Genomic DNA, 16,391 nt, shown 5'->3' on the forward strand with positions numbered 1-16,391 from the left:
ATTGACCATACTGTATAAAGGTTGATATAATGCACTTCAAGGAGGCGTTCGAGTATGTGGAAAGATGTATATGAAGGGTTTAGCGAATTAACAAAATCAGAGCAAATTGCTTTATTTGACGCAATGAAACAGGATTTGTTTCCCGAAGAGCCAGATAAAATCACAAAATTACTCAAAACTATTCGTGAAGCACGATTTGCTTCAGGTATGGCTTGTGTTCATTGTGGTAGTACATCGGTTAAACGTAATGGGAAGTATCGCACTCGACAACGTTATCTTTGTAAGGATTGCAATAAGACGTTTAACGATATGACCAATACGCCATTTTCAGGCTCACGATACCCAGAAAAATGGGTGAAGTACATTGAACTAATGGTAGATGGCTTTACTCTACCTAAAATCGCTGAAAAACTTCAAATACACATTTCTACTGCATTTTATTGGCGACATAAAATCTTGAACGCTTTAGGAAGTCTTGGTTTTAATCAATTGCAAGGTATCGTTGAAAGTGACGAAACCTTCTTTCGTGAGTCATTAAAAGGTAGAAGAGAAATTGCTCACAGAAAAGCCAAGAAACGTGGTGAAAAAGACAAGAAAAGAGGTATTTCTAACCTTAAAATCGCTGTTGTAGTAGCACAGGATAGAAATGGTAATATGATTGCTCGAAAAGCAGGAACAGGGCGTGTAAGAGCAGAAGAAATCGACACTGTAATAGGCGAGTTTATTCATCCTTCTGCGTTGTTATGTACTGATACGGCAACTAACTACAAGAAGTTTGCCAAACTCAAAGGTCTCTTGCACGAAACTGTTAATGAACGCCAAAAGCAACGTGTTAAAAAAGGAATTTACCATATCCAACACGTCAACAACTTCCACAATCGTTTAAAAGGTTGGTTGGAGCGTTTTCAAGGTGTGGGAACTCATTATTTGGACAACTACCTCTATTGGTTCCGTTGGCTCGAATTAGGCAAGGACTTAGCATTTGATAAGCGAGTAGAGCAAATGCTTATTTCAGCGTGTCAAAAATCCAATTATACAACAGTTGAAATGCTAAGAACTGCATAGAAAAGACCTCTCATAAAAGAGGTCAATATTACACATTTTTTATATTTTTCTTAGTGAAATAGGCGAGAACAAATGGAACAATAGGTGTAAGAGCCAGTAATCTATACCAATTCTCTGCACCAATAAAATATAGCATTGGGAATAAGAATGTAAACCCGCTTATAATCAATGCTTTTTGAGACTTTTTCCATAGACCAAATAAAAATAATATCGAACCAATGATAACCAATGTCCAAAAGATAAAACCAGCCAAATAAAAGTCCATCTTCTCACCTCTTATTCTATATTTTTACCATATATTTCTTTTTACAATTATAACAGAAAATTCAAATATTTAAATAATCCATAAAACAACAATCTTTGAGAAAACAGCCTTAATGAAACAACTCCTGAAATACATCATCCAAGTTATCGTGGCCGGACATGTCCCTATCATCGGCATCGTCCGTTTCGACTGTCCATTTTTCTTTGGCAGGAGCCAGATGGCCTTGTTCATTTTTCCTAAACGGGAGGTGCACCATATACACCTTGCCGTTTTTCCTCACGGTATATCCTGCATAATAATAATCGTCCTGTCCTTCTTCCTCAAATACGCCAATATCATCGACATGGTACTTTTCCATGATCGGTTTAAACGAATCCTGCAAATCACTGATCAGCTGTTCGCGGGGTATATATTCCATATCTTTTCCTCCCATTTAGTCGGTATCCAGCCATGTTTTCCCGTCCACATTGTCACGTACGATTTCCTGTTCGGGAGTAATCTGGCTTGTCTTCGTTATTTCCTCATTCTGTCCCGGATGTTGTTCCAATTCACTGTCGATCACATCATTCAACACAGCCGAACTCTCCGTTTCTTGTCTGACATTTTCCATTTGCTTTCTGAGGTAATTTTCGTCTTTCATGACTGACCTCCATCCTTCCATGTTTCTATATTATTATTGTCCCGAGCTTTTCGATTAATATGAATCAAGCAACCACCCATGTAAACGCTTAATCAAATTAGTTGTATTTTCACTGAAATATGCGAAAATAAAAAATACCAAATAGAGGGAGGAAATGATATGGTGAAAAATTTGCAGGATACCACGACACTACATAACGGAGTGAAGATGCCCTGGCTCGGGCTTGGAGTTTTCAAAGTAGAGGATGGGCAAGAAGCGATTGATTCTGTCAAGGCTGCAATCAAAAATGGCTATAGAAGCATAGATACGGCTGCCATTTACAAAAACGAAGAAGGCGTCGGGCAAGGAATCAGGGAAGCTGGAGTCCCGCGCGAAGAATTGTTTGTGACTTCGAAGCTATGGAACACCGATCAGGGATATGAGTCCACTTTAAAAGCTTACGAAACAAGTTTGGAAAAGTTGGGCCTTGATTATCTTGACTTGTACTTGATCCATTGGCCGGTGCCGGCTCAAGGCAAATTCAAAGAAAGCTGGAAAGCGATGGAGAAGCTTTATAAGGATGGGAAAGTACGTGCCATCGGTTTGAGTAACTTTAAAGAGCATCATATCGACGAAATCCTGGAAGATGCAAAAGTGAAGCCGATGGTAAACCAAGTGGAATTCCATCCGAACTTCGCTCAAAAAGAACTGCGGGCATACTGCAAACAGCACGACATCCAGCTCGAAGCATGGTCACCTTTGAAGCAGGGGGAACTTCTCGACGATCCAACCCTCAAGAAAATCGGCGACAAATACGGAAAATCCCCGGCACAGGTCATCATCCGCTGGGATCTGCAAAGCGAAGTCATCACGATTCCAAAGTCGACAAAAGAACATCGTATCATTGATAATGCCGATGTATTCGACTTTGAGCTGACCACAGAAGACATGGAGGAAATCGATCAGCTTGATACGAACCAACGCGCATTCGCCGACCCGGATGATTTCAATAAAAGGTAAATAGAAGAGGCCGCCCAGTAGGGCAGGCCTCTTTCTTCATGCAAACAATTTTTGCAGCACGTCCTCAATATTGGCAAAGCCCTTCAAATCATCATCTGTCGGGTTTTCTGTCTGGACTGTCCACTCCTGTTTCGCAAGGGTTAAATAGCCTTCTTCCCCTTGGATAAACGGCAGATACACCATAAAGACCCTGCCATCTTTTTTAATTGCATATCCGATATGGTACGCATTGTCCTGGCCTTCCTCTTCAAAAAGCCCGATGTCATCAAGGTTGTACTTCTCAGCAAGCGGACGAAAAGAATCTCGCAAATCATCTGCTATTTGATCTAGTGATATCTCATCCATTACGAGCACTCCTTCTTATTGCTTATCTCTTTTAATATGCTTTCTTTCATACGACACATTCATCTATATTTTACACCAATTCTCCTCATTTCCCAGGAAATAATCTTTTATTCACCAAAATTTTCATGCCACACAAAAAGAAAGCCGTCAATGCCATTATAAGCATTGACAGCTTTCTACCGAAGTCAATTACACTTTCACTTTTTTAAAAAGCTTCACCTTTCCCGAACCGCGACAGGCAGAACAAGCAATTTCTCCTTCTCCTGAGCACGTTTTGCAGCGGTGGACTCCGTAATCAATTCCTTCACCCGAGCAGCTTTTACATCTGAAGAAACCATCTCCAGAGCAGTTTTTACACTTCATTGCTTCCCTCCTATACCAATGTTCAGCTGTTAAAGGCGGGGTAACTAGTCAATAAGATAAAAACGGCTATGCCCCTCTAAGATATATATTTCCTGAACTCCCAAATATGAACGGATTGAGTTACAGAAACATTAAGGAATGGTTACGAAATATTTCATTGTCCTATTTACCGATTGATGTAAGGCAGGAGCATTTTCAACCCTACCGGCAGCACCAGCACGATCGTCAGCATCCGGATCATCTGCAGCGAACCGACGATCGATGGATCTCCCCCGACAGCTTCAGCCGTAATAGCCATCTCAATCAGACCGCCTGGTGCAAGACTCAAAATAGCCGTGACAAGGTCCACCGGTGTAATCAAACTGAACAGGTAACCTAGTCCGAACGACAGCCCAATCAGAATCACCGTCAAGCCAAAGTAATAGCCACAGAACTTCCCTGCCCTGGCCAGATCTTTAACCGAAATGGAGAAACCTAAATAAATCCCGATCGTCAGTTGGGCAAATAGATAAAAGGAATCAGGTAAATGATACAAAGGGAAATCGGTTATTTGAAAAGCGGCGACGATCAGCATCGGGATGACGACGAGTGCAGCAGGCACCTTATCCTTCAACATGTAAGCCAGTCCAAAAATAGCCAATAAAATGACAATCGTCCAAACCGGACCCTCCGGAGATTCGAAGCTGTTTATCACTTCCGCACTGCTGCCAGAACCATTCGGGATGAATAAATGGGTTGCCAAAAAAGGGATAACGAACAAAACGGTCATTAACCGGATAGTATGAAAAATCGTGACAAGGGCCGTATTCGCTTTTACCGACTCACTTAACGCCACAATCGCGCTAAGTCCTCCCGGTACACTTCCAAGCATGCTTGTCGAAACATCGATGGAAATCCATTTTGTCAGTAAATAAGCATTCACCAGGCTGATCAAAATAAGAAATACCGTCAGCACACTATATGGAACTAAATACGGCAGCACATGGTCGATGGTTGTCGCCGAAAATGTCCCGCCAATCTGCATGCCGGCAATCGCGAAGGATATATTGCGGAGCTTCGACGACGGCTCTCCGTCAAATGGAAGCAACGTTTTGCACAAGAGGATTGCCAACAACGGACCCAATATCCACGGAATCGGTAAATGTATAAACATAAACAGCAAGCCGCCGGCCAATCCCGCAATATAAGGAATGGCAACGCGTTTCATACGATCAATCTGCATAAACTGCCTTCTCTCAATAGAGTTTGTACGTATTATTATACCAAACCGATCGGAATGATGGCAGAAAGACCGCGTGCTTTCAAGAAATTCCCTCGTCTAAATCAATAAGTTTGCCACATACTATTTTCACTACTGATTAAAGGAAGGAGTATGTAAAATGAGAAAAGAACGAGATTCCAAAGAAATGCTTGAACATGAATGCACGGACAGCCAAATCACCATCCCTGCTCATGATTTAAGAAACGACCACTTTGCTCCTGGAGAAAACAGTTATTTAAATGAAAATGTTGATGACGAGTAAAGGGACCGCCGGGATGTATGGAAAACTAGGATGCGGGCTGCTTTATGTAGCAGCTGCATTTCCCCTAACTTACTAAAATTGTTCCAAACCACTGCTAATTTCCCCATTTCAGGGGGTAATCTCCCTGACTATGGTGGGAATCGCCCCGTTAATGTGCAGAATCGCCCGGAAAAGCCCGATAATTTCCCCGTCCACTGATGGCCTAAAAAAAGTCCGAGTCCCCCAGGGACCCGGACTTTGCAACTTATTCTTCCCTAACCCAAACAGTCATCTCGCCTTCTCCCCTATTACTCCATGCATAATACGGGATCGCTTTGATTTCTTTAGCGACTCTGTCAAAAGAACGCGTCGTATATAATTCATCCTCTACCTTGGAGGCGTCTGTCTGCGATCCTTTTCCGGTGATGACAGTGACACCGTTCAACAGCTCTGCTTCAAACTTCGAGCTGAAGCCGGCGTTTTCAGATAACGTTATGTCCTGCAGGTTTTCCCCGTTATCGGCTTGCTCTAAGCAATAGACGACTGGTCCGCGCTGCAAGGCGACTTTCCCGGCGTTTTCCCTTACTTGAGGGTGGGAGCGTATTATTTCTACTGGCATTTCAAGTGTCAGGTTGATTTGATCCCCGTCCTGCCATTCCCTTTGAATCTTCGCATAGCCATTTACTTCCGAATAGTCGACGGCTTGCCCGTTGACGGTGATGGCAGCGTTTCTACACCAAGCAGGAATCCTTAAAGCAACCGTGTAGTCGGTCGGTGCATCGGAAGATACGGTAAAGTTGATGTTTCCTTCCCATGGATAATTCGTTTCCTGTTTCAACCGGACCGACTGCCCGTTTACGTCTACTTCCGTTTCACCGCCGACATACAAATGGACATATATCTCCGACTCATTGCTGGAATAGATGTACTGGCCTAAGGAAGCAAGCAGTCTGGCGATATTCGGCGGGCAGCAAGCACATCCGAACCACTGCTGTCTCGTCGGCTTGACCGTTTTCATGTCATGACGGCAGTTGGCAGTGTGCGGCCACACCTCGAGCGGATTGACATAAAAGTAACCTTTCCCGTCAAGCGATATCCCGCTTAACGCCCCGTTGTACAAAGCCCTCTCCATGATATCTGTGTACTTGCGGTCGGCATCGATCTGTACCATCCGGTGCGCCCACATGATAAGCGCGATTGCTGCACATGTTTCGGTGTACGCCCTGTCATTCGGCAGGTCGTAATCGACGGTGAAACGTTCTTCATGGGCGGAGGAACCGATGCCGCCTGTCACGTACATCCGTTTGTTGACCGTATTCTCCCATAGGGTGCGGCATGCTTCCAACAGTTCTTCGTCATTCAATTCTGCAGCAAGGTCGGCCATTCCACTGTACAGATAGGTCGCCCGGACGGAGTGTCCTTCAGCCGTCTTTTGTTCACGGACCGGCTCGTGAGCCTGATAATATTCATAGGTCCGTTCATCGGAACGATTCGGACCGCCTCGTTCTGCCAATTCGATGTCATAGTAATGCTCCGGATTCCGTCGCCCTCTTTCCTCGATAAAGAATTTACATAGATTGATGTATTTTTCGTCTTCGGTCAGCCGGTAAAGCTTCATCAAGGCCAGTTCAATTTCCGGATGGCCCGGATAGCCTGGCTTTTTGCCTTCTTCTGATCCCAGAACGCTGATAATGTGGTCGACCAACCGGCTCACCAGTTGGATGACCTTGTCCTTTCCGGTCGCTTCATAATAAGCGGTGGCCGCTTCGATCAAATGGCCGGCACAGTACAGTTCGTGATCGTTTTTCAAATTCGTCCACTTTTTATCCGGATGGTTGACGGAAAAGTAAGTATTTAAGTAGCCATCTTCTTCTTGGGCATTTTCCAACAAGTCGATAACCTCATCGACTGTTTGCTCCCATGTTTCATCTTGCTCTGTCGACAGCGAAAACGCTACGGTTTCCATCCATTTATATAAATCGCTGTCCTGGAACACCATTCCATAGTGCTTTCCTTCTGATTTGCCGGCGGCGATTTCAAAGTTTTTGATCGTACTGCTAGGTTCCGCCCCTTCGATCCGGTCGTTCAGTGCATCCCACTGGTATGGGATGATTGCTTCCTTGACCAGTTTTTGCCATGGATTCCAAAACGGGTCATCGATTTTCACATCTTTCAATCCGACAGGCTGCATTTTTAAGGCTGTTTTGCGAACGGTTTGCATACTTATCAAGCTCCCTACTTTATTTTTATATTAGAACTAACGAATCTACTCTTTCAGACCCGATAGTGTCACACCTTTGATAAAGAAATCTTGTGCCAAAAGGAAAAGAATAATCAGCGGCGCAATGCTTACCACTGTTCCCGCCATCAGTACCGGCCAATTGGTCGAGTACATCCCCTGCATCGATGCAAGGCCGAGCGGTAATGTCATTTTGTCGATGGAATTGATGAAAACAAGCGGCCCCATGAAATCATTCCAGACGAACATGAACACGAAGACACCGAGAGTCGCGAGTGCCGGTTTACAGAGCGGCAGGAAGATCCGCCAATAAACGCCGAACGGGGTACATCCATCGATCTTGGCAGCATCCTCCAACGATTTTGGAATGGAAAGGAAGAACTGCCTCAGCAAAAAGGTACTGAACGCATTCGCCATCTGCGGCAAATACAAAGATGCATGGGTATCGACCAATCCGTAGTGGGTCATGGTGATGAAGTTCGGGATCATGGTGACTTGTGGAGGAACCATCAATGTTGCCAAGTAGAGAAGAAACAGCAGATCCCTTCCCTTAAACTGCAGCCTCGCAAAAGCGAAACCTGCCATCGAGCCGGTGATGAGCTGGGCAATCACCACAATCGTAGTCACTTTCAAGCTATTCAGGAAAAATTGGCCGAATGGAAAACGGTCCGAGATGGCGGCATAGTTTTCAAATACCAGTCTTTCCCCAAAAAAGGTAGGCGGGAAGACAAACACTTCCCCGATTTCTTTCAACGACGTACTGATCATCCAAATGAAGGGGAAGATCATCGTCAGGGCACCTAGTCCAAGAATAATGTGCGATATGATGCGTAACTTTTTATCCCGTTTCACGCTAGTTCCTCCTTTCTAGTAAATGCTGTTCCGTTTTTGACGCCAGAACTGGATGATCGTAATCACGAACACCAAGAAGAACATGACATATGCTTGTGCACTCGCATAACCCATGCGGAAATACTCAAATCCGTTTTGGTACAAGTAGTGCACGATAACGGAAGTAGAACGGCCAGGTCCGCCGCCTGTCATCAGATAGACGGTGTCAAACACTTGGAAAGATTGAATGATAGCCATGATGGTGATAAAGAAAGTCGTCGGCGACAGAAGGGGAACGGTGATATGATAGAACTTCTGGATGACGGACGCACCGTCCAGGTCGGCTGCCTCATAATAACTATCCGGGATGCCTTGAAGACCGGCCAGGAAAATCAGCATATTGAAGCCAAGCCCTTTCCAGATGCTTGTCAAGATTACAGCCGGCATCGCCCATGTTTCACTCGATAACCAGTTCGGACCATCGACCCCTACAAGCGACAGCAGGAAGTTCAGCAATCCATACTCCGGGTTGTAGATCCACTGCCAGATTATCGCGACAGCTACCATCGACGAGATTACCGGCAAGAAATAGGCAACCCGGTAAAATTTGATTCCGCCGATCTTTTGATTGAGAGCAATTGCCAGGAGCAGGGATAGGAAAATTCCAACAGGCACCGACACCGCCGTGAAAATAATCGTATTCCAGAAAACCTGTACAAATACTTCATCGTTGAAAAGTTCTACATAATTGCCGAAACCGACCCACTCAATCGGGCTGAGCAAATCCCAGCTGGCAAAGCTTAAAATGAACGAGCCGATCACCGGAATGAGCATAAATGCAAGAAACAAAACCAGATGGGGCAGTAAAAAGATAATCGCCCATGTGCCATCCTTGTAAAATAGGTTTTTAAAACTTTGCAATTTGGACTTTTTCTCTTTCAAGACCGGTTTTTCTACCACCAGCTCGCTGTCTATGGCAGTTTCTTTCTTTTCTGGTATCATCATTCCTCACCTCTTTTATTGGAAGCTCCGGACAGAGAGTCAATCCGGAGCTTCTTGATAGAAATTCAAAGCTTATTTCGCCAATTCTTCTGCACTTCGCTTGTCGATTTTGTCCATTGCTTCTTCCAGCGTCTGATCGCCGTTGATGTACACCTCCATTTCCTCGTTGATGATATCGCGGACGGCGATACTAGTTCCAAGGGCGAATGGATAGGCCTCAGCATCTTTGAAGAACGGTGCCAGTTCAAGGAATCCTTCCGGGTGTACGGCTTCGTTGTACCAGGCTTTTACCCCTTCTTCACTGTACATGTCGACCCTGTTCGGCATCCATAAACCTTCGCTGACGAGGTTTGTTTGATATTCTTCCGAGGACAGGAATTTGATCAGTTCCCAGGCTTCTTCCGGATGCTCTGTTTTATTCCAAGCAGCGTGGACATGGGCCTGGCCGTGTGTCACCGGTTCAGGTCCTATCTTCGGAAGCGGCGCCATTCCGATTGGGAAGCCCATCGTAGCCAGCTCCTGCAAGGCCCAGGAACCTTCGACCATCATGCCGATTTTGCCTGTTTGAAGCATTTGGGACGCATTCATGCCGATGCTCTCCAGCGTTTGGGCGGCAGGGCTGATTCCGTCTTCGTGTCTCAACTTCTTGATTTCTTCCAGGACTTCAGCGGTTTCCGGACTGTTCAAGGCGACTTGCCCGTCTTCTGTCCAGACTTCTCCGCCATTGCCCAATATGAGCGGCATGTGATTATAGACCGTTTCAAGCCCGTACACGCCGTATTGTTCGGTTTTATCGCCATTTTTGATGGTAAGTTTCTCAGCTGCTGCTTTGAATTCATCCCATGTCCAGGCTTCTTCCGGATTGCTCGGTGGATATTCGACACCTGCTTCATCAAATAGATCCTTGTTATAGTAAAGCACCGGGGAAACCGTGGTACTGCTGATGCCATAAACGCTGCCGTCTATCTCCATGATTTCTTGGGAAGAGGGAATAAAGTCGTCGAGCGAAAGATCCTCCCCTAACATAGGCGTAAGATCCATCAATACATCCCTGCTTTGGAAATCACGATATTCCTCCGCTCCCAGGAAGAAAACGTCCGGTGCAGAAGAGCCCGCAAGCATCGTCAACAGCTTTGAAGCATACTGTTCATTCGGGACCGGGGTGTATTTCACTTCGATGTTCGGATGTTCCTGCATGAATTGATCCAGTCCGTTTTTTACACTTTCTGTTTCAAGGGGACTTGCTTCCCACCCCATAAACTCAAGTGTCACCTTGCCATCATCACTTCCACCAGCACCCTCTTCCCCCTTCGCATTATTGGAAGAACTGTCACTGCATCCCGCCAGAACCATGAATGATAATAAAAGTGCCCCCAACACCAACATGAGTGAGCGTTTCATTCAAATACCCCCTATTTTAATTTGGTATTAATGCCTGTATAATAGCTTATAATTCACCTCCATTTACGAGCTCTACCAATCTCCGAATCTACTGAAAGCGCTTTCTTGTCGAATATACTATCACCATTTCAAATACGTGTAAGTAGCTGTTTTATAACAAAAGGTGGACAATATTGACTTCATTGATTACTAGAACTCCTAAACCAGAAAAAGATGATAAAATTTATGAAAAATTCATATGCCGTAAATTACTTTGGTTACAACGATTTTGACTAGGAGGGACCATAATGAGCTTTCTTCAGATCAATATTGAAAAACCAGTGCAATATGTATCAGGTGGACGATTCGTCACAGAGACGCCGTGGACCCATTCCAAAAGGGTGATTGACAGCTTTCAAATCATCATCGGCATCAACGAAACACTCTACATAGAACAAGAGGGGACAAAGTATGAAGTCAAGCCTGGCGAAACGCTTCTTCTCTTTCCAGATTGCATGCATCAAGGCTACCAGATCTGCAATAGACACGTCTCTTTCTATTGGTTCCATTTTTTGAGCTCGGGCATCAGCATCCAGGACAAACTAGATCAGGAGCAAGTGATAAAAATCAGGACAGAACCTGAATCGAGAAAATCGATCAAAGATATTTTTCTGCCGAACTATGCATCGCCGCCTGCTTTCCAGCGGCTCAACATCCTGTCCAATCAGCTACTGCATGTCGATAATGCCAATTACTTCACGCGCATGAGCATGGATTACCTGATGACATCCCTGCTGATCGAACTATCCGAGCAGACAATCTCCCACTCTATCTCCACCGACGTCAAAGACATGCATTTAAGTTTGAATGAAATCATCGAATGGACGCGTATCAATGCACTCGAGGGAATCTCCGTCGGGGATGTCGCCGATAAGTTTTGTTATCACAAAGACTATCTATCTCGATTTTTCAAAAAGAAAACAGGTAAAACCCTTCAGGAATATATCCATGTGCTCCGAATGTCGAAAGCGAAGGAATTGTTGATCGGGACAAGACTCGGAGTGAAAGATGTCGCGAATCGTGTCGGAATCTCAGACGAAAAGTATTTCATGCGGCTCTTCAAAAAATACGAAAAAATGACACCGACTCAATACCGAAGGGCTTTCAATAAGACACATTTGAATAGTAAGTGATCAAGGATGGTATGCCTGGCTCGACGCCTTCTTCCACAACCAGATCTGAAAGTCAGTATTATCCACTTTTTCTAATCGTTTCTCTACTTACATGGTTGTCGGGTGATGCTATAATCTGATAAACCAACTTTTGCAAGCGATTACAATATATAAGAAACAGGAGGGGTAACATGGAGCAAGCAGTACAAGCGATACCTTACGGGAAAGTCAGTCTTTTGCCTGGACTATTTCTCGACAGAGCCAGACTTAACCGGGAATACGTGATGTCACTAGATAAGAAAGACTTGCTGCAAAACTTTTATATTGAAGCCAATTTGTATGAGCCGGCGACACACGTCCATGAACACTGGGAGCCTGGCCACTTGGGATGGGAATCTCCGACATGTCCACTGCGCGGCCACTTTTTGGGCCATTGGCTTTCCGCCGCAGCACAACTCTATGCAGCGACAAATGATTATGAAGCAAAAGCGAAAGCTGATTGGATTGTCGAAGAACTATCCAGATGCCAAGTGCAGAACGGCGGGGAATGGGTCGGTTCCATCCCGGAAAAATATTTGGATTGGATTGTCGAAGGAAAACAAGTATGGGCTCCACACTATACTTTACACAAAACCCTGATGGGCCTAAGTGATATGCACACTTACACCGGGAGCACCAAAGCATTGGAAGTGATGGATCAATGGTCCAATTGGTTTTACCGCTGGACCGGCGACTTAACCGAAGAGCAGCTGGTCGATATTTTGGAAGTGGAAACAGGGGCGATGATGGAAGTTTGGGCCAACCTTTATGCCGTTACCAAGAAAAAACAGCACCTGGAACTGATGAACCGCTATGCGCGCAACAGTCTGTTCGATGCTGTATTAGAAGAGAAAGATGTGCTCACAAACATGCATGCAAATACGACCATTCCAGAAATCCATGGAGCCGCTAGAGCTTACGAAGTAACCGGTGAAGAGAAATGGCGCGACATAACCCTGAAGTATTGGAAACTGGCTGTCACGGAAAGGGAAGCTTATTGTACGGGAAGCCAGACGGCCGGAGAAGTGTGGACACCACCTGGACAGTTGGCGGCAAGGCTCGGGGAAAGAAATCAGGAGCATTGCGTTGTCTACAATATGATCAGACTGGCAGACTACTTGTTCCGCTGGACCGGAGAGGCTGCGTATCAGGATTATATCGAAAGGAACTTATATAACGGCATATTGGCCCAGCAAAACCCCTCCGATGGGATGATCACGTATTTTCTTCCCCTGCACGCCGGGGCCAAAAAGAAATGGGGAACACCGACCAAACATTTTTGGTGCTGCCACGGATCGTTGGTACAAGCCCATACGATTTATGCCAATCTAACCTACTACCAAAATGATCATGGAGTCATCGTCTCCCAATACATCCCGTCAACAATCGAATTTCAGCATGACAATTGTCCTGTCCGGATAACTCAAACAAAAAATGAACAGACGAATTGGGGCCTGCGGAACACAGCAGTCGACTCCACAAACAGACCCACTAGCTGGGCGTCCGATCTAAAAATGGAAACCGGCAGTGATGTCGAATTTACGGTAACGCTGCGGATTCCTGACTGGGTGCAAGGACAGCCCTCCATCAAAATAAATGGCGAACAGGCGGCTGTCCCTGTCGAAAATGGTTTTTGCCAACTGACAAGAAAATGGGCAAACGGCGATGTTATTCAAATCGAACTGCCGAAGACTATCACCGCCTCTCCTCTTCCCGATGAACCAGACACAATCGCCTTTCTGGATGGTCCGATCGTGCTGGCGGGACTTAGCGACGAAGAGAGAACTTTATATGGGGACAAAGAAAAGCCGGAAACAATGCTCGCGCCTGACAATGAACGGGAATGGGCAAAGTGGCTTCCCGGCTACCGTACCATCGGGCAGGACCGTGGGTTGAAGTTTATTCCACTGTACGAGGTGGAGGATCAGCATTATACTGTTTATTTTCCGGTGAAGAAGTAAATAGGTGCTCCCCACTTCATGCCGAGTGGGGAGTATTTTTAAAAACGCTCTAGTTCACTTACCCCAGTGCAATCAAAATCACAGCAATCCCATTAAACATCCCGTGAATCACCATCCCAGGTAAAATCGAACCAGACTTCTCATATGTCCAGGCGAAAACAATCCCAGATAGGAAGTTCACTGGCAGCGTATTATAGGTAGGAATGTGAACGATGGTAAAAATGACAGAGCTCACGATTATCCCTGTGCTCACTCCCCACTTCATCCGGAACCACTTGTACAGGAATCCCCGGTAGAATATCTCTTCATAAATTGGCGATATGACCGCAGCCGAAAGAAATCCGATTGAGACCGTTAACCATGTCTGATTTTCCTTCAAGGACGCTGTCTTCGTGTTTTCGGCGCTGATTCGCAGAAAATCCATCACGATTAACGCCAGCATGCTGGCGGCAATAAGCACAACGAGCCACATGAAAATCCATTTCCAATAAGACTTCTCAAATGAACGTACTCCTACCGCCTTCCATCCCAGTCGATGGGGCTTTAACGCAATCCAATTCACTCCCGAACTAAAAACAATGGCCATCACCAAACCGGTAAGTGTACCGGAATATAAGCGGTCTTTAAACAAGTCATACAAATAGTCATGCAATAGAAATTCGATTGCCACCGGAACCACGATAAGTGTAAGACCAAGTAGCAAAACCAGTTCCCGATAAGACCATTTCATCGAAGTAAATTTTTCCATTTATGATTCCCCCTGTGCTTCAACTATGCTACATTTAGAATACATGGTGACGTAACGTAACCAGCAAGCTTTTTCGGGAGGAAATATATGAATTATTTTTCGACAGGAGAAGTCTCCAAGCAATTGAACGTGTCTTTACGCACGCTTCGCTATTATGATCAAATCGGACTTGTAAAACCAGCTCACAAAGATGAACATGGCAAAAGATATTACACAGCCGAAAATATACTGTTATTGCAAAAAATCCTGCTGCTAAAAGCAACATCCATGCCATTGAAGGATATCCAGAACATCATCAGCCAAATCACCACAGAGAAAACCCTCAAGGTACATAAACAACAGCTCGAACATGAAATCACCCATCTAGAACGATCCCTGGAACATACCAACACACTTTTCAACATTTTAAAACTGGAAGGACAACTCCAGTGGGATCACCTTTTGCCCCTGTTCATGGAAGAAGACCAGTCGGAAAAGGAACAAAGAAAACAAGAAGTAATGGAAGCCCTCTTCAATGAAGAGGAACAGGAAACGCTCCAGGAGCAGTTGCCCAAAATGGAACAAGACCCTGATCAAATGGCGAAATGGATCAATATTATTAAACGGATCGAATTATGTCTGGAAGAAGGAAAAACTCCCGATTCCAAGCATGGTCAATTGATCGCCCATGACACGATTATATTGTCGGATGAAACATTCAACGGTGATACAGCGTTAGCGGAAAAGTTTTGGGAAGCAAGGAAATCGGAGGAGACATCCGCAGACTTGAACTTGTACCCGGTCAGCAAGGAAGTGATGAGGTTCATGGAAGAAGCGATTGTTTCTTATGAACGAAATGGGATCCCTGCTAATGTGAACTAGGATCTCAATCAGGAATTGGAGCATGTTGATCACTGACTCGAGCACCTAAGCCTCTTTCCTGAACACTTGTACAAGCATAAAAGACAGCGCTTTACCAGCACGATAAAGAGAGGAAAAACAAAATGACATCTAAACTAACCAGAAGAATGATCATGATGATTTTAGGAAACTTGTTCATCGGCTTCGGCATATCGCTGTTCATCACGAGCAGTTTCGGTACCGATCCCTTCACGACAATGAACCTGGGGGTTAGCGGTTTTGTTGGTATGTCTTTGGGAGCCTATCAATTAATCTTAAACATTGTACTATTAACTTTTGTCTGGATTTATGGGCGGAATTTTATTGGTGCGGGGACGATTGTCAACATGGTATTCATCGGATTCACAGCTGATTTCTTTGTGTATCTATTCGGAATCATGGGGGCCGGTGAGCCGACCTTGGTTGCCAGAATCGCGCTCATTTTTGTAGGCGTTATCATTTGTTCTTTAGCTGTCGCTTTCTATATGACAGCAGATCTTGGCATTGCCCCATATGATGCCATGGCGTTTATCATCGAAAAGCTGACAAAGAATAAAATCCCTTTCGCCGCTGCACGCGTGATGACAGATGTGACATGTGTCGCGATAGGCTTTGGTTTCGGAGCAATTGTGGGCATAAGTACGCTCATCACGGCCTTTCTGACCGGGCCGCTTGTCCAGTATTTCAGGATTCAACTTGCGGAACCGATTTTGCACGGGGAGCCTTTTCCGAAGATGGGCAGGTTGAGAAAGCGCATTTCGTAGAATTTGAATTTAATAGTAATCCTTTTTAGGCACATATTTTGATATGTGCCTTTTTACATGGATCAGCCTCCACTGGATCACCCTCCTCCTTAAGCAACTAGAATAAACGGAAGAAATCGAACGGAAACTTAGGCAATCCCCTCAATCTCCTCATAAATGTACAATCATCCAAGCCTTGCAAGAACGCGAACATAAAC

General features: G+C 45.0%; 17 protein-coding genes. 7 read left to right on the forward strand and 10 right to left on the reverse strand.

Translation table 11 applies throughout. The features are described from left to right. Nucleotides 1–54 precede the first annotated feature (54 nt). Nucleotides 55–1,065 carry an IS1595 family transposase gene (locus CZ434_RS11555; protein ID WP_077623290.1) on the forward strand — a complete coding sequence of 337 codons (1,011 nt, stop codon included), beginning with the start codon at nt 55–57 and terminating at the stop codon, nt 1,063–1,065. Between the two features lie 28 nt (nt 1,066–1,093). On the opposite strand, the gene CZ434_RS11560 is transcribed toward CZ434_RS11555, so the two are convergent. The 3 genes from CZ434_RS11560 to CZ434_RS11570 all read right to left on the reverse strand — a co-directional run bounded on the left by CZ434_RS11560 (nt 1,094) and on the right by CZ434_RS11570 (nt 1,970). Then, nucleotides 1,094–1,330, reverse strand: a complete 237-nt coding sequence (locus CZ434_RS11560) for a hypothetical protein (protein WP_077623291.1) — start codon at nt 1,328–1,330, stop codon at nt 1,094–1,096. Between the two features lie 109 nt (nt 1,331–1,439). Next, nucleotides 1,440–1,748 (reverse strand): DUF5634 family protein, encoded by a 309-nt coding sequence (locus CZ434_RS11565; protein WP_077625162.1) that lies wholly within the window; start codon nt 1,746–1,748, stop codon nt 1,440–1,442. A 15-nt stretch (nt 1,749–1,763) separates the two neighbouring features. Beyond that, nucleotides 1,764–1,970: a hypothetical protein gene (locus tag CZ434_RS11570; RefSeq protein ID WP_077623292.1), complete on the reverse strand. Its 207-nt coding sequence runs from the start codon at nt 1,968–1,970 to the stop codon at nt 1,764–1,766. 159 nt (nt 1,971–2,129) lie between these two features. Between CZ434_RS11570 and CZ434_RS11575 the strand changes: the two genes are divergently transcribed. Continuing rightward, a complete protein-coding gene (locus tag CZ434_RS11575; protein ID WP_077623293.1) occupies nt 2,130–2,969 on the forward strand; it encodes an aldo/keto reductase in 840 nt (279 codons plus the stop codon). Nucleotides 2,970–3,005: 36 nt separating this feature from the next. On the opposite strand, the gene CZ434_RS11580 is transcribed toward CZ434_RS11575, so the two are convergent. Together CZ434_RS11580 and CZ434_RS11585 are read right to left on the reverse strand one after the other, a co-directional pair. Then, nucleotides 3,006–3,314 carry a DUF5634 family protein gene (locus tag CZ434_RS11580; RefSeq protein ID WP_077623294.1) on the reverse strand — a complete coding sequence of 103 codons (309 nt, stop codon included), beginning with the start codon at nt 3,312–3,314 and terminating at the stop codon, nt 3,006–3,008. A gap of 529 nt (nt 3,315–3,843) precedes the next feature. Next, nucleotides 3,844–4,899: an AbrB family transcriptional regulator gene (locus tag CZ434_RS11585; RefSeq protein ID WP_245830974.1), complete on the reverse strand. Its 1,056-nt coding sequence runs from the start codon at nt 4,897–4,899 to the stop codon at nt 3,844–3,846. A 157-nt stretch (nt 4,900–5,056) separates the two neighbouring features. Here CZ434_RS11585 and CZ434_RS22165 point away from each other — a divergent pair, with 157 nt between their 5' ends. Beyond that, nucleotides 5,057–5,200, forward strand: a complete 144-nt coding sequence (locus tag CZ434_RS22165; protein ID WP_179107249.1) for a hypothetical protein — start codon at nt 5,057–5,059, stop codon at nt 5,198–5,200. Between the two features lie 244 nt (nt 5,201–5,444). Here CZ434_RS22165 and CZ434_RS11590 read toward each other — a convergent pair whose 3' ends face one another. The 4 genes from CZ434_RS11590 to CZ434_RS11605 form a co-directional block, all read right to left on the reverse strand. Next, a complete protein-coding gene (locus tag CZ434_RS11590; RefSeq protein ID WP_077623295.1) occupies nt 5,445–7,400 on the reverse strand; it encodes a glycoside hydrolase family 127 protein in 1,956 nt (651 codons plus the stop codon). A gap of 45 nt (nt 7,401–7,445) precedes the next feature. After that, on the reverse strand, nt 7,446–8,207 hold the full coding sequence (locus tag CZ434_RS11595) for a carbohydrate ABC transporter permease (RefSeq protein WP_077625164.1): 762 nt from the start codon (nt 8,205–8,207) through the stop codon (nt 7,446–7,448). A gap of 78 nt (nt 8,208–8,285) precedes the next feature. Continuing rightward, complete coding sequence (locus CZ434_RS11600; RefSeq protein WP_245830975.1) at nt 8,286–9,254, reverse strand: carbohydrate ABC transporter permease; 969 nt, start codon at nt 9,252–9,254, stop codon at nt 8,286–8,288. Between the two features lie 69 nt (nt 9,255–9,323). Beyond that, nucleotides 9,324–10,652 carry an ABC transporter substrate-binding protein gene (locus CZ434_RS11605; RefSeq protein WP_077623296.1) on the reverse strand — a complete coding sequence of 443 codons (1,329 nt, stop codon included), beginning with the start codon at nt 10,650–10,652 and terminating at the stop codon, nt 9,324–9,326. Nucleotides 10,653–10,939: 287 nt separating this feature from the next. On the opposite strand from CZ434_RS11605, the gene CZ434_RS11610 reads away from it, so the two are divergent. Together CZ434_RS11610 and CZ434_RS11615 are read left to right on the forward strand one after the other, a co-directional pair. Next, nucleotides 10,940–11,824 carry an AraC family transcriptional regulator gene (locus CZ434_RS11610; RefSeq protein ID WP_077623297.1) on the forward strand — a complete coding sequence of 295 codons (885 nt, stop codon included), beginning with the start codon at nt 10,940–10,942 and terminating at the stop codon, nt 11,822–11,824. A gap of 170 nt (nt 11,825–11,994) precedes the next feature. After that, on the forward strand, nt 11,995–13,803 hold the full coding sequence (locus tag CZ434_RS11615) for a beta-L-arabinofuranosidase domain-containing protein (RefSeq protein WP_077623298.1): 1,809 nt from the start codon (nt 11,995–11,997) through the stop codon (nt 13,801–13,803). Between the two features lie 58 nt (nt 13,804–13,861). On the opposite strand, the gene CZ434_RS11620 is transcribed toward CZ434_RS11615, so the two are convergent. Further along, complete coding sequence (locus CZ434_RS11620; RefSeq protein WP_077623299.1) at nt 13,862–14,551, reverse strand: CPBP family intramembrane glutamic endopeptidase; 690 nt, start codon at nt 14,549–14,551, stop codon at nt 13,862–13,864. 87 nt (nt 14,552–14,638) lie between these two features. On the opposite strand from CZ434_RS11620, the gene CZ434_RS11625 reads away from it, so the two are divergent. Continuing rightward, nucleotides 14,639–15,412, forward strand: a complete 774-nt coding sequence (locus CZ434_RS11625) for a MerR family transcriptional regulator (protein WP_077623300.1) — start codon at nt 14,639–14,641, stop codon at nt 15,410–15,412. A gap of 122 nt (nt 15,413–15,534) precedes the next feature. Next, nucleotides 15,535–16,194 (forward strand): YczE/YyaS/YitT family protein, encoded by a 660-nt coding sequence (locus CZ434_RS11630; protein ID WP_077623301.1) that lies wholly within the window; start codon nt 15,535–15,537, stop codon nt 16,192–16,194. Nucleotides 16,195–16,391: the final 197 nt, after the last annotated feature.

Source organism: Sediminibacillus massiliensis (genome assembly GCF_900156915.1).
Taxonomy (GTDB): Bacteria; Bacillota; Bacilli; order Bacillales; family Amphibacillaceae; genus Sediminibacillus_A; species Sediminibacillus_A massiliensis.

Excerpts from the sequence above, each read along its gene's own strand:
- CZ434_RS11585 (WP_245830974.1), bottom strand. The coding sequence starts at position 4,899 with ATGCAGATTGATCGTATGAAACGCGTTGCCATTCCTTATATTGCGGGA.
- CZ434_RS11625 (WP_077623300.1), top strand. The coding sequence starts at position 14,639 with ATGAATTATTTTTCGACAGGAGAAGTCTCCAAGCAATTGAACGTGTCT.
- CZ434_RS11630 (WP_077623301.1), top strand. The coding sequence starts at position 15,535 with ATGACATCTAAACTAACCAGAAGAATGATCATGATGATTTTAGGAAAC.
- CZ434_RS22165 (WP_179107249.1), top strand. The coding sequence starts at position 5,057 with ATGAGAAAAGAACGAGATTCCAAAGAAATGCTTGAACATGAATGCACG.
- CZ434_RS11575 (WP_077623293.1), top strand. The coding sequence starts at position 2,130 with ATGGTGAAAAATTTGCAGGATACCACGACACTACATAACGGAGTGAAG.
- CZ434_RS11580 (WP_077623294.1), bottom strand. The coding sequence starts at position 3,314 with ATGGATGAGATATCACTAGATCAAATAGCAGATGATTTGCGAGATTCT.
- CZ434_RS11560 (WP_077623291.1), bottom strand. The coding sequence starts at position 1,330 with ATGGACTTTTATTTGGCTGGTTTTATCTTTTGGACATTGGTTATCATT.
- CZ434_RS11600 (WP_245830975.1), bottom strand. The coding sequence starts at position 9,254 with ATGATGATACCAGAAAAGAAAGAAACTGCCATAGACAGCGAGCTGGTG.
- CZ434_RS11610 (WP_077623297.1), top strand. The coding sequence starts at position 10,940 with ATGAGCTTTCTTCAGATCAATATTGAAAAACCAGTGCAATATGTATCA.
- CZ434_RS11620 (WP_077623299.1), bottom strand. The coding sequence starts at position 14,551 with ATGGAAAAATTTACTTCGATGAAATGGTCTTATCGGGAACTGGTTTTG.
- CZ434_RS11570 (WP_077623292.1), bottom strand. The coding sequence starts at position 1,970 with ATGAAAGACGAAAATTACCTCAGAAAGCAAATGGAAAATGTCAGACAA.
- CZ434_RS11595 (WP_077625164.1), bottom strand. The coding sequence starts at position 8,207 with ATGATCTTCCCCTTCATTTGGATGATCAGTACGTCGTTGAAAGAAATC.
- CZ434_RS11615 (WP_077623298.1), top strand. The coding sequence starts at position 11,995 with ATGGAGCAAGCAGTACAAGCGATACCTTACGGGAAAGTCAGTCTTTTG.
- CZ434_RS11555 (WP_077623290.1), top strand. The coding sequence starts at position 55 with ATGTGGAAAGATGTATATGAAGGGTTTAGCGAATTAACAAAATCAGAG.
- CZ434_RS11565 (WP_077625162.1), bottom strand. The coding sequence starts at position 1,748 with ATGGAATATATACCCCGCGAACAGCTGATCAGTGATTTGCAGGATTCG.
- CZ434_RS11605 (WP_077623296.1), bottom strand. The coding sequence starts at position 10,652 with ATGAAACGCTCACTCATGTTGGTGTTGGGGGCACTTTTATTATCATTC.
- CZ434_RS11590 (WP_077623295.1), bottom strand. The coding sequence starts at position 7,400 with ATGCAAACCGTTCGCAAAACAGCCTTAAAAATGCAGCCTGTCGGATTG.